The organism is Phocaeicola paurosaccharolyticus JCM 15092, from assembly GCF_000613805.1.
Lineage (GTDB): Bacteria > Bacteroidota > Bacteroidia > Bacteroidales > Bacteroidaceae > Phocaeicola > Phocaeicola paurosaccharolyticus.
In genome coordinates this window covers 97,364-110,646 of the sequence record NZ_BAJR01000001.1, presented here as the reverse complement: position 1 = coordinate 110,646, position 13,283 = coordinate 97,364, and the positions used below count along the sequence as shown (strand labels likewise).

Below are 13,283 nucleotides of genomic sequence, written 5' to 3'. Positions count from 1 at the left end.
TTTTATATAGAGCAAATTACTGTGATAGTACCAATTATAGCACAATATATTGCGAAATATACTAATTTCCCTTTTTTTACGATGTCAATCATCCATTTACATGCTAAACATCCTGCTACAAAAGCAGCAATAAAACCGATAAGCAGAGCAAAAAGTGACATCTGAGCCTCATCAGTAGCTGCTCCTTTCATAATTTTCATACCATCAAGCAAGGCCTCTCCCAAAATTGGGGGTATAACCATCAAGAATGAGAATTGCGCTAACTTAGCTTTATTGTCTCCCAACATAAGTCCGGTAGCTATTGTTGTTCCAGAACGAGAAAGACCCGGTAATACCGCTAATGCCTGTGAAAGTCCAATGATGAAAGCATCTTTCATTCCTATATTCTCTTTCATTCTAGGTTTTGCATAGTAAGAAAAAGTAAGCAATAGTGCAGTAGCAATAAGCATACAGCCTACAATTAGAAGTCCCGATCCAAAAACCTCCTCAACATAATCTTTAAATAATACTCCGACAATTCCTATTGGAATCATAGAGATTACTATATTGATAAAATATTTTGTCTCATCATTCATCTCAAACTTAAAAAGTCCCTTGAATATCCAATTTATCTCCTTCCAAAGAATAACAAGAGTACTTAAAACAGTTGCCACATGGACAACAATAGTAAAGGTGAGATTATCATCTGCGTTAACTCCAAAAAGTGACGATGCAATAGCAAGGTGACCACTGCTACTCACCGGTAAATATTCTGTAAATCCCTGAAGCAAGCCAAGGATTAAAGCTTCAAACCAATTCATATATTACTTATTTATCCTGATTATCTTCTATTTCATGTCTTTTCTTTGCTTTATGAAGTATACCATATATCATAAATATGAATCCGAAAAAGCAGACAGCAGGTGCTACTTTTATACGACGGGCACTGAATATATCAGGCTCAAAATGTGTCTCTGTAGAAGAGGGTCCGGACATCAGAAAGAAGCCGACTATTATGATAACCATTCCTATAGCAATCAGAATATAATTTATTCTGTCAAATGCCAATTTATTTCTATCCATATTTATTAAATAATTATTTGCTTAGATGTAATAAAGGTTGTTTGCGCTCATCTTAAGATACTTATTTATAGAGAAATAAGCACATACAGAAGTTATAAGTACTCCGAACACAAAAACAGATGCCATAACAATGACAACGTTCAGAGTAGTAATTATCTCAACAATATCAGGCTCATATCCTATAAGGAAGTATACCATTCCGCACAATATGGCATCAGCCAATATAGCTGCCGTTATGCCAATCCATACATGCTTTAATAAGATAGGCTTTCTAATGAAACTCCACTTCGCTCCCACCAGTTTCATTGTATTAATTATAAACCTTTTAGAATATACAGTCAGACGTATTGTATTGTTTATAAGAGCAAAAGATATTAATGTAAGTAATCCAGCCAAACCAAGCAGCACAAGGCTTATCTTCCTTATATTATCATTAACGAGTTCCAAAAGATCATCAGGATAATCTATCTCAAGAACTTTCTTATTCATCTTGATTGACTTTTCAATCCATTTCAAACTATCGGAGTTGGCATAATCTGCATTGAGGTTAATCTCTATAGATGAGGTAAAAGGGTTGTATCCCAGAAACTCAGCAGGATCTGTTCCCATCGCCTTTGTCTGCTCTTTAAGTGCATCTTCTTTTGAAATATATTTTGTCTCTTTTACAAAAGAGTTTTTATTTAGCTCTTTTTGAAAATCTAATGCCTGCGATCTGCTCATTTCATCACTCAGCAGCACAGAGAAACTTATATTTTCACGTACATATGTTGACAATGAGTTTGCTGATAAAACAAAAAAGAGAACAATTCCAAGCAACAGAAGTACCAACATTGTACTTATGCTTGATATAATAAATTGCATATCAAAAAAAGAAACCGATTTCCGCTTCATAATTAACTCTTTATAAATATATAAATCATTGAACTGCTCTTCTCTTTGCAGCCAAATGTTGAAATCAACGCACAAAAACCAACCCAAAGACCTTTCAAAAAGGAGAGTGGATTTTTCTTATATTTCTCTGTCAACATTGATACATAAAAGGCATCAAAAGGCATAGAATAGCTCTTCTTAAGAGTAAAACCATGCTTCTCTCCCAACTTTTTCATAACATCAGGAGAGAAATGCCATAAATGACGTGGTACATCATATGCTGCCCACCACTCTTTATAATAGTTGGCATCATAGGAAGTTGGATTTGGGACAGCAACTACCAAGACTCCATCATCTTTCAAGAGCCTGCCCAACGTCTCCCATGTCACATTAAGGTTTTGCAAGTGTTCCATTACATGCCAAAGCGTGATAACATCAAAGGACCCACTCTCATAATAGCCCAAAGAGTTCTCATCATCAACATCCAAATTGAAATGCTGTTTGGCAAAGTCTCTGGCTTGAGGATTCTTCTCTATTGCTTTGACATCCCATCCAATACTCTTCATCTTGTTACTGAAATAACCTGTTCCGGTACCAATATCCAGAATCAAGCCATTGGCTTTCTTCGATTCATTTACAACAAGAGAGGATTTGCGACGCAACATATATTCTCTTACCCAATGATATACACGGTTCATCAATCCTTTAGTAGTGTCACTATGAGATATGTAATCAGGAGTTTCATAATACCTACCTATCTTACTCTCATCAGGAGCATCCTGGGTAAAGACAAATCCACATTCTGAACATTTGAGTAACTCAAACTTTTCGCCCGTAGCATAATGATCTACACAATTTAATTCATGTAAGAAATGGTTATTGCCGCATATAGGACAAATATTTATATTAAGAGTATCCACTATTTTCCCTAATTTCCTGCAAATTAACAAATAAATTAAATTATAACCGCCTTCTTTTAAGTACTTTTAAGAGTAAAAGAATTAACATTTTATTGTAAAACGATATATTTGTGTAAATATTATATAATTTAATTATGGAAAATAAAAAATTGTATCTTTCAGAAGATAAAAAAAATTGCAGGTGTATGCGGCGGAATTGCTGAATATTTAAATTGCGATCCTACTGTTATAAGGGTTATATACGCACTATTAACTATATTCACTATATTTTCAGGAGTAATAATCTATCTTATTCTTTGGGCTGTTATTCCACATAAGAGATAAAAAAGATCATACCAATTAACTTTTAATAGTATTGGTATGACCTTATATTATTTGAACCTATTCAAATTTATTATCGAATAGGATTGTTAAATTAATTAATAGCTTCTCCCTTTAGCGTTGCAGAACTTGACTCTGTGACTCGTACATTTACGAAATCACCTATCCTGTGATTTCCTCTATCGAATACCACTACTTTATTCTGCTGAGTCCTTCCAAAGAGCTGATCTTTTGATCTTTTAGATACTCCTTCAACCAAGACTTCGAAAGTCTTGCCGATATCTTTTTTATTACTTTCAGCCGAGAGTCTGTTCTGTAGCTCTATAATCTCATTTAGTCTTCTTATTTTAATATCCTCAGGGACATCATCAGGAAGATTCTTTGATGCATAAGTACCAGGACGTTCAGAGTATTTAAACATGAAAGCCGAATCGTATCCACAGATTTCCATAAGTGATAGAGACTCTTGATGATCTTCTTCTGTTTCAGAATGATATCCGGAAAAGATATCTGTACTTAAACCACAACCCGGAATTATTTTACGAATAGCCTCTACCCTCTCCAAATACCACTCGCGTGTATATTTTCTATTCATAAGCTTAAGAATTCTCGAACTACCGCTCTGAACCGGAAGATGAATATGCTTACATACATTAGGCATCTCTGCAATCACATTTAGAGTTTCATCACTCATATCCTTTGGATGTGAAGTTGTAAAGCGTATTCTTGTCTTTGGAGCTGCCTGAGCAACAATTTTAAGCAACATCGGGAAAGTAATAACCTCACCCTCATTTTCAAAACGATATGAATTTACATTCTGCCCAAGTAGAGTAATTTCCTTATATCCCTTAGCAACTAAATCACTAACCTCTCCAAGAATACTTCTCACATCACGGCTTCTTTCGCGGCCACGAGTATATGGCACAATACAATAATGACAGAAGTTATTACAACCTCTCATTATTGATACAAAACCTGATATATGGTTTCCACATATCCTTGATGGTATAACATCCTTGTATGTTTCTGTTGTTGACAACTCAACATTGATAGCATTCTCACCAGCCTCTACAGCTGCTACCAGTTCAGGAAGAGTAAGATATGCATCCGGACCTACAACAAGGTCCACATGATGATTTTCAATAAGATCATCTTTCACTCTCTCGGCCATACACCCGAGAACACCAACTATAAGATCTCTCTTTTTATTCTTCTTAAGTGAATAAAAGAACTCAAGTCTGTTAAGAATCTTCTGCTCCGCATTGTCGCGTATAGAACAAGTATTCATAAACACAGCATCAGCATCTTCAATAGAATCACACATTGTGTAACCTGCCATTTGCATAATTGAAGCAATTACTTCACTGTCAGCCACATTCATCTGGCATCCATAAGTTTCAATGAACAATTTTTTGTTTTCTTGTTCAGTTGCAGATTTTAAGTCTACTCCTGTCATATATTTATCAATATTAAAATTTGTGCAAAGATAATGTAAAGCAATTCTATTTTGCATCAGCTTTCCAATTTTATGAAAAAATTTGTTCCAATATTTCAAGTGATAAATATCATATTATTAATTAGATTCATTGATTTTTATACATATTCTTACATATTCAATAGAAAAAAAGGAGTATTTGTGTTAAAATATCATAATACCAGTAATTATTGTCATTGAGATTTCTTTTGATAATTTATAAAACATATATTTGCCTCCGAAAAACATTAGATTTTTTCATAGTTAAGGTTTAGGTTAAAAAATAGAGGAAGACAACTGTGAAGTTCTCTTCCTTTTTCTTTTGTTATTTTTTGGATTGAATCTCAATCAAAATGATAAAAATAATCTCTTTTTACTGACAGTAGTAATCAAAGAAAGCCTGTCAAGAAATTATATATTTATTAAAAATAAAAGATAATTAAAACAATATTATTTATAAATCAATAAAATAATTTCAACCTCATACCTTTTTTTATAATAATTCTCTATCTTTGGATATCAATTTAAAAAATTAAGAATATATATATGGAACTTATATTTATTATAGGGATAGTAACTCTTATAATCCTCCAGTATGTAAATAAATCATTTAAATCTCCAACGAAGGCTGAGAGACCAGAACAAAAGAAATATAGAAGTGTCATATCTTATGATACACAAGATACTGCAACAAACACTACGTTAAAAAATCAAAAAGCGTATATTGATATCCATCAAGCAAAAGAAAAGTCTTTTACTACTACCACTCCAAAGATAGATACAAAAGTGAGTGAAAAAACAACGACAAAAAAAAGTTATTTCATTAAATAGTCTAAGCGAAGCGAAAAGAGCTTTTATCTATTCTGAAATATTTAATCGCAAATATTAAGTTATTCCCTATTTCAAAACAGCATCAATATCATGGTATTTAAAGTTATTAGTGCAGCAGAAGCTGCAAGTTATGTAAAACACGGCTTTAATATTGGTCTTAGCGGCTTTACTCCCGCTGGAACACCAAAAGCTGTGACTCCTGAGATAGCCAAGATTGCAGAAGAAGAACATTCAAAAGGTAATCCTTTTCAAGTCGGAATTTTTACAGGTGCATCTACTGGTGATGCTACCGATGGTATCTTATCTAGAACAAAAGCAATAAGATACAGAGCTCCATACACTACAAATAGCGATTTCCGAAAAGCAGTTAACAATGGTGAGATTGCATACAATGATATACATCTCTCTCAAATGGCGCAAGAGCTAAGATACGGTTTCATGGGTAAAGTAGACGTTGCCATACTTGAAGCATGCGAAATTACGCCTGATGGTAAAGTTTACCTTACAGCAGCCGGAGGTATTGCTCCAACAATTGCAAAATTGGCCGACAAGGTAATCATTGAATTAAATTCAGCTCATAGCAAGAATATGATGGGGCTTCATGATGTCTATGAGCCTTTAGATCCTCCTTACAGAAGAGAGATTCCTATATATAAGCCAAGTGATAGAATAGGATTACCTTATGTACAGGTAGATCCAAAGAAGATTATTGGTGTTGTAGAGGTAAATAAGCCTGATGAAGCACGTTCATTTACAAAACCGGATCCTATTACTGATATGATCGGTCAGAATGTTGCCGACTTCCTCGCTGCAGACATGAAGAGAGGAATTATCCCTTCAACATTCCTTCCTCTTCAGAGTGGAGTAGGGAACATTGCAAATGCTGTTCTTGGAGCACTGGGACGTAACCATACTATTCCTGCATTTGAGATGTACACTGAAGTTATTCAGGATTCTGTAATTGACCTTATCCGTCAGGGAAGAATTAAATTCGGAAGTACATGTTCTCTTACCGTAACAAATAATTGCCTACAAGGAATATACAATGACATGGACTTCTTCCATGACAAACTTGTTCTTCGTCAATCAGAAATCTCAAATAATCCTGAAATTATTCGTCGTCTTGGTATCATATCTATAAATACTGCTATAGAGGCAGATATCTATGGAAATATAAACTCTACTCAGATTTGTGGTTCAAAGATGATGAATGGAATTGGAGGTTCAGGAGATTTTACTAGAAATGCATATATCTCTATATTTACTTGCCCATCAGTTGCAAAAGATGGTATGATAAGCTCTATAGTACCTATGGTGTCTCACCTTGATCATAGCGAGCACTCAGTAAATATAGTAATTACCGAACAGGGTGTTGCCGATTTACGTGGAAAGAGCCCTATTGAGAGATCAAGAGCAATTATAGAGAACTGTGCACACCCGGATTACAAGAATCTTCTTTGGGATTATGTTAAATTCGCATCAAAAGGACAGACTCCTCATACTATGTCGGCTTCTCTTGCAATGCACGACACATTCCTTAAGAAAGGAGATATGCGCTTAACAAATTGGGAAGATTATAAATAATAGTATACCAACTCAAACTATTTTTTAACTTCTAATGGAGCTATACTCAAAAGTTGTATAACAATTATCTTCATACTTCATGAGTCCGGATTTATTCCGGACTCATTTTTTATATTACTCAATTGTAATAATGCATCTATCAAAAGAGTGAAAATGAAAAACTTATGTAAAGAACCCCTTTACTAAATATCTTTAAAATAGTGTCGTTTTTTGTTTTACTACAATTACATTAATATTTTTGTAATTAAAACATATTTATATTTCTATGAAGAACAGACTAATATCAATATCACTTGCCCTCTTTATGGCCAGTAATATTTTTGCACAATCGTACAAGGATAATACCCTTTCTCCATCAGATAGAGCTGATGACCTGTTAAAGAGAATGACTTTGGAAGAGAAAGTGTCAATGATGATGGATTCATCAAAGCCTATTGAACATTTAGGTATAAAGAAGTACAACTGGTGGAACGAGGCTCTACATGGAGTTGCAAGAAGTGGCTTCGCTACAGTATTTCCTCAGCCAATAGGTCTAGCAGCAACATTCGATGATAAATCTATATACGATGTTTTCACTGCAGCATCTGACGAAGCAAGAGCAAAGAACACCTATTTTGCTTCAAAAGGAGAGTACGAAAGATATCAAGGACTAACTTTCTGGACTCCTAATGTAAACATATACAGAGACCCAAGATGGGGTAGAGGTATTGAGACTTATGGAGAGGATCCATATCTTACATCTGTTATGGGCGTAAATGTTGTAAACGCTTTGCAAGGCAATGGAAGCAATAGCAAATATGACAAATTGCATGCTTGTGCTAAACACTTTGCTGTTCATTCCGGCCCAGAATGGAATAGACATTCATTCAATGCCGAAAATATATCTCCAAGAGATCTTTATGAGACATATCTTCCTGCATTCAAGGCTCTTGTACAAGAGGCCAATGTAAAAGAGGTGATGTGTGCATACAACCGCTTCGAAGGAGAACCTTGCTGTGGCAATAACAGACTGCTTACAAATATCCTTAGAGAGGAGTGGGGATATAAAGGAATTATTGTATCCGACTGTTGGGCTATATCCGATTTCTACACTAAAGGAGCTCACGAAACACATAAAGACCGTCCATCAGCATCTTCTGCTGCTGTGCTTAGTGGAACAGACCTTGAATGTGGACCAAATTATGCTTCACTTACAGAAGGAGTTAAAAAAGGAATGATTAAGGAGAGCGATATAGACAGATCTGTTAAGAGATTGTTAGAAGCTCGCTTTGAACTTGGTGAGATGGATGACCCTGCTCTTGTTCCATGGACTAAGATACCTTATTCAGTAGTATGTTCTGCTGAACATGACTCTATAGCACTGAAAGCTGCCAGGGAGTCTATGACTCTTCTTATGAATAAAAACAACATTCTTCCTCTATCAAAAGAGGGTGGAACTATTGCTGTCATTGGCCCAAATGCTAACGACTCGGTTATGCAATGGGGAAACTATAACGGAACTCCTAGGTCAACAGTTACCATATTAGATGGAATAAAGAGCATTGCCGGCAATAGCAGAAAGATTGTATACGACCAAGTTTGCAGCTGGGTAGAGGACAGAATTATACAAAGTGTATTCAACATGTGCTCATCAAACGGAAAGACCGGATTCAGCGCTGAATATTGGAATAACACAACACAATCAGGTAAACCTGATGTAGCTGCTCATGTAGTTATTCCTTTCCGTTTCTGTACTTCCGGAGCAACTGTATTTGCTCCTGGTGTAAATCTGACTGATTTCTCAGCACGATACAAATCTCAATATACAGCAGATAGTAATGGAGATATTGTATTCGAGACATATCTTCGCGGAAATCTTGAAATTGAGGTAAATGGAAGAATTATTGGTAAATACAGAGAAGATCATGGAGGAAGAAAATTCTCTAAAGTTCTTACAGTTGAAAAAGGCAAGAAATATAATATTGTCCTAAACTTCAAATATAGTTCAGGCGATGCACAGCTAGATTTCGACCTTGGCTTCAAACGTGAAGTTGATATTCCACAGACTATTGAAAGACTAAAGGGCATTGATACCGTAATATTTGTAGGAGGCATCTCTCCATCATTAGAAGGAGAGGAGATGGGCGTTAACCTTCCTGGATTCCGTGGAGGTGACAGAACTGATATAGAACTTCCTATGATACAAAGAAGAGTGATTGAGAGCCTCCAAAATGCAGGAAAGAAGTTATATTTGTATGCTGCTCAGGCTCTCCTATAGCAATAGAGAAAGAGACTGAAAACTGTCAGGCTATCCTTCAGGCATGGTATCCTGGACAAGAGGGTGGCAAGGCTGTGGCAGAGGTTCTTTTCGGAGATTACAATCCTGCAGGACGCCTTCCTGTAACAATGTACAGAAATACTCAGCAGCTACCTGATTTTGAAGATTATAACATGAACAACCGTACTTATCGATACTTCAAAGGCTCACCACTATTTGCATTCGGCCATGGATTAAGCTATTCTGAATTCGTTTATGGTCAGCCTAAGTTATCATCAGGCACTATAAGCAGAAATGAGGCTCTTAAGGTTACTATACCTGTAACAAACAACAGTAAGTTATCAGGAGATGAAGTTGTACAACTATATCTCAAGAGAACAGACGATGCTCAAGGACCTATAAAAGAGCTTAGAGCATTCAAGAGAATAAACATTCCTGCAGGAGCTACTACTGAGGTTGAGCTTACATTGGCTCCTAAGCAGTTTGAATGGTGGGATGAGAAGAACAATGTGATGTCTACAAGAGAGGGTAACTTCCAGATATTAATTGGGAACAGTTCGGATGATGCCAACATGAAGAGTATCAATGTCGAAATAAAATAATTCTTATTACATAATTCGTAAATCCGGATATTAGCATTTATCTCTAAATAAATGAGTTAAATGTTAATCATTCGGATTTATTTTTAAATTTGTATCAAATAAATTGACCAAAAAAGAATCTTCTTATGAAAAGAAACTTGTTTTTATCTTTTTTATTGGTTGGAACCACATCGTTGGCTCAAGCTGCTGATGAAGGAAGACTTTTACGTTTTCCCGCTACAAATGGCTCGGACGTAGTCTTTTCTTATGCTGGCGACTTATATAAAGTCTCTATTAACGGAGGTGAGTCGCAAAGAATAACATCTCATCCTGGATACGAGATGTTCGCACGTTTCTCGCCGGATGGTAAGTCTATCGCATTCACAGGTGAATATGATGGTAATAGAGAGGTATATATAATTCCTGCTAAAGGAGGAGAACCTGTACGTCTTACATACACATCAACAAACAGCAGAGATGATTTAGGAGACAGAATGGGACCAAATAATGTTGTTATGACATGGTCGCCGGATGGAAAGAAAATTCTCTACAGAAATAGAATAAGTGACGGATTCGCAGGTAAGTTATGGAGTATATCACCTTCAGGAGGTATGTCTGATAAGCTACCACTTCCGGAAGGAGGATTCTGCTCTTACTCGCCAGATGGAAAGAAGTTGGCATACAACCGCGTATTCCGAGAGTTCCGTACATGGAAATACTATAAAGGAGGAATGGCCGATGACATATGGGTATACAATCCTGAGAATAAGAGTGTTGAGAATGTAACAAACAATATCGCTCAGGATATAATCCCAATGTGGATAGGGGATGAGATATTTTTTATTTCCGACCGCAACAGGACAATGAACCTCTTCTCATACAATACAGTAAGCAAGACTACACAGAAGGTTACTGACTTTAAGGAGTATGATATAAAGTTCCCAAGTAGTAACGGAAAGATTATTGTCTTCGAAAATGGAGGATATATCTACAAATTCGATCCTACAACAAGAAAAGCTGAGAAGATCAGCATTACAGTTAACGCTGAGGGAAACGATGCCAGAGATATCCTGAAAAATGTAAAGAACAATATCACAGAAGCAAGCATCTCTCCTGATGCCAAAAGAATTGCAGTGACTGCCCGTGGCGAAGTGTTCAATGTGCCTGTTTCTAAAGGTGTCACTAAAGATTTAACCCGTTCAACCGGTGTTCATGAACGTGAAGCGGAATGGAGCCTGATGGTAAGTATATAGCTTATATCTCTGATGCTACTGGGGAAAATGAGGTATATATACAGCCTGCCGAAGGTGGGGAGGCTATACAACTCACAAAAGACAACAATACATATATACGTCAAATTCTTTGGTCTCCTGACAGCAAGAGCATTGCATATTCTGACATGAAGAACCGTATACTTATGGTCGACGTAGCTTCAAAGAGCAAAAAGACTATTATAGAAAATCCAGAAGGAGAGTTTTATGAATTCAGTTTTTCACCTGACAGCCGTTGGATAACATATACCAAATCGGGCAAGAACAACATGGATATTGTCTATGTAACAGATCTGACGAGCGGCAAGGAATTTCCTGTTACAGAGAAGTGGTACAACTCCGGAAATGCGACCTTCAGTACAGATGGCAAATATATAATATTCAGCTCCGAACGTGATCTGAGCCCAATATATAGCCGTACAGAATGGAACCATGCTTATACCACAATGAAAGGCCTCTACTTAGTACCTTTAGCATCAACCACTCCATCACCTTTCCTTCCAAAAGATGGAGATGTGCAACAGAGTGTTAATATTGCTTCTAAAGATAGCAAGGGCAAATCAAAGGATAGTAAGGAGTCTGTCACTACACAGATTGATCCAGAAAATATGCTGCAAAGAATTGTTAAGCTTCCTCTTCCTACAGGAAACTACTATAACCTATATTCCGATGGAAAAGACCTTTGGTACAATGTAGATGGACAGACAAAAGTATTTTATTTCGAGAGTGGCAAAGATGAATTCATCGCTGATAATACCTCATTTAAATTCACTCCTGATGGAAAGAAGATAATGCTGTTCAAGAGAGGGTCTATCTATGTATTAAACGCACCTCATGGAAAAGTTTCTTTGGATGAGGCAGTAGACCTAAAAGACTTGGTTGCACCTATTAATTACAAAAAAGAGTGGGAGCAGATATTCAACGAAGCTTGGAGAGCTTATAGAGATGGATTTTACCTAGAAAATATGCATGGAGCCGATTGGAAAGCATTAAAAGATAAATATGCTGTAATGCTTCCATACGTAAAATGCAGATTGGACCTTAATTACCTAATTGGAGAACTAATAGGAGAGCTAGCCTGTGGACATGCTTATGTTAGCCCGGGTGAATACAACAAACCTGATAAAATAGATATGGGACTTCTTGGAGCCGAGCTTAAAGCAGATAATAGCGGTTTCTTCAAAATAGAGAAGATAATCCCTGGAGCACCATACAGCACCTCACTACGCTCGCCACTCACCGAAACTGGAATGAACATAAAGGAAGGAGAATACATTGTTGCAATTAATGGAGTCCCAACAAACAGTGTGTCAAACATCTATTCACTTCTTATAGGAAAAGCAGATGTATTAACAGAGCTTTCAGTTAATAGTACGCCATCTCTCTCAGGAGCAAGAAAAGTTGTCGTGAAGCCTATCAATAATGAATATCCTCTTTATCACTATAATTGGGTGCAGGATAATATTAAGAAGGTAGAGAAAGCAACAAACGGAAGAGTAGGATATGTCTATATACCTGATATGGGGTCTGATGGACTTAATGAGTTTACCAGGTATTTCTACCCACAGCTTGATAAGGAGGCACTTATAATAGATGACCGCGCTAATGGAGGAGGTAATGTATCGCCAATGATTATTGAGAGACTGCTCAGAGATCCGTATCGTATGACTATGTACCGTACCACGACCAAAACAGGAACTATACCTGATGCTACACTATATGGACCAAAGGTCCTACTTATAAACAAGTATTCCGCCTCAGATGGTGATCTCTTCCCATGGAGTTTCAAGGCTACAAAGATAGGCAAAGTCATTGGTACCCGTTCTTGGGGAGGTATAGTTGGTATAAGTGGCTCATTACCATATATGGATGGCACTGATATACGCGTTCCTTTCTTCACAAACTATGATGCCAAGAGTGGGAAATGGATTGTTGAGAACCACGGCGTAGACCCAGACATATTAATTGATAACAACCCTATCAAAGAGGAGATGGGAGAGGATGAACAACTTAATAAAGCCATCGAGGTAATACTTGATGAGTTGAAGGATAGAAAACCTCTTCCTGGAGTTCCGGCACCAAGAACATATAAGGATCTTGGAGTAGAATAAA

At 36.6% G+C, this 13,283-nt stretch carries 8 protein-coding genes and 2 pseudogenes; 5 read left to right on the top strand and 5 right to left on the bottom strand.

Annotated features, from left to right (window positions below):
• Positions 1-2: 2 nt before the first annotated feature.
• Genes JCM15092_RS00410 through JCM15092_RS00395 form a run of 4 tightly spaced genes read right to left on the bottom strand, consistent with a single transcriptional unit; the run spans position 3 to position 2,852 of the window.
• Positions 3-800: an undecaprenyl-diphosphate phosphatase gene (locus JCM15092_RS00410; protein WP_024992925.1), complete on the bottom strand. Its 798-nt coding sequence runs from the start codon at positions 798-800 to the stop codon at positions 3-5.
• 7 nt (positions 801-807) lie between these two features.
• Positions 808-1,062, bottom strand: a complete 255-nt coding sequence (locus tag JCM15092_RS00405; protein ID WP_024992924.1) for a DUF3098 domain-containing protein — start codon at positions 1,060-1,062, stop codon at positions 808-810.
• A 21-nt stretch (positions 1,063-1,083) separates the two neighbouring features.
• Positions 1,084-1,953, bottom strand: coding sequence for a cell division protein FtsX (locus tag JCM15092_RS00400; protein ID WP_024992923.1), 870 nt, complete (start codon positions 1,951-1,953; stop codon positions 1,084-1,086).
• Between the two features lie 2 nt (positions 1,954-1,955).
• Positions 1,956-2,852 carry a class I SAM-dependent methyltransferase gene (locus JCM15092_RS00395; protein WP_024992922.1) on the bottom strand — a complete coding sequence of 299 codons (897 nt, stop codon included), beginning with the start codon at positions 2,850-2,852 and terminating at the stop codon, positions 1,956-1,958.
• Positions 2,853-2,993: 141 nt separating this feature from the next.
• Between JCM15092_RS00395 and JCM15092_RS16745 the strand changes: the two genes are divergently transcribed.
• The gene (locus JCM15092_RS16745; protein ID WP_084488398.1) at positions 2,994-3,176 is read left to right on the top strand and encodes a PspC domain-containing protein; all 183 of its coding nucleotides are present in this window, start codon (positions 2,994-2,996) and stop codon (positions 3,174-3,176) included.
• 91 nt (positions 3,177-3,267) lie between these two features.
• Here the strand turns inward: JCM15092_RS16745 and miaB are convergent, their stop codons facing one another.
• Positions 3,268-4,686, bottom strand: coding sequence for a tRNA (N6-isopentenyl adenosine(37)-C2)-methylthiotransferase MiaB (miaB, locus tag JCM15092_RS00390; RefSeq protein WP_439645886.1), 1,419 nt, complete (start codon positions 4,684-4,686; stop codon positions 3,268-3,270).
• Between the two features lie 507 nt (positions 4,687-5,193).
• Between miaB and JCM15092_RS00385 the strand changes: the two genes are divergently transcribed.
• The 4 genes and pseudogenes from JCM15092_RS00385 (at position 5,194) to JCM15092_RS14445 (ending at position 13,282) form a co-directional block, all read left to right on the top strand.
• Positions 5,194-5,478, top strand: a complete 285-nt coding sequence (locus JCM15092_RS00385) for a hypothetical protein (protein WP_024992920.1) — start codon at positions 5,194-5,196, stop codon at positions 5,476-5,478.
• Positions 5,479-5,568: 90 nt separating this feature from the next.
• Entirely contained in the window at positions 5,569-7,062 is a 1,494-nt protein-coding gene (locus JCM15092_RS00380) for a butyryl-CoA:acetate CoA transferase (protein WP_024992919.1), read from the top strand.
• Positions 7,063-7,327: 265 nt separating this feature from the next.
• Positions 7,328-9,921, top strand: a pseudogene (xyl3A, locus tag JCM15092_RS14450) (xylan 1,4-beta-xylosidase).
• Positions 9,922-10,046: 125 nt separating this feature from the next.
• A pseudogene (locus tag JCM15092_RS14445) lies at positions 10,047-13,282 on the top strand (S41 family peptidase).
• The last annotated feature ends 1 nt before the right edge of the window (position 13,283 follow it).

Coding starts and splice junctions, on each gene's coding strand:
- miaB (WP_439645886.1), bottom strand. CDS start 4,686: ATGCAAAATAGAATTGCTTTACATTATCTTTGCACAAATTTTAATATT.
- JCM15092_RS00400 (WP_024992923.1), bottom strand. CDS start 1,953: ATGAAGCGGAAATCGGTTTCTTTTTTTGATATGCAATTTATTATATCA.
- JCM15092_RS00385 (WP_024992920.1), top strand. CDS start 5,194: ATGGAACTTATATTTATTATAGGGATAGTAACTCTTATAATCCTCCAG.
- JCM15092_RS00410 (WP_024992925.1), bottom strand. CDS start 800: ATGAATTGGTTTGAAGCTTTAATCCTTGGCTTGCTTCAGGGATTTACA.
- JCM15092_RS00405 (WP_024992924.1), bottom strand. CDS start 1,062: ATGGATAGAAATAAATTGGCATTTGACAGAATAAATTATATTCTGATT.
- JCM15092_RS00380 (WP_024992919.1), top strand. CDS start 5,569: ATGGTATTTAAAGTTATTAGTGCAGCAGAAGCTGCAAGTTATGTAAAA.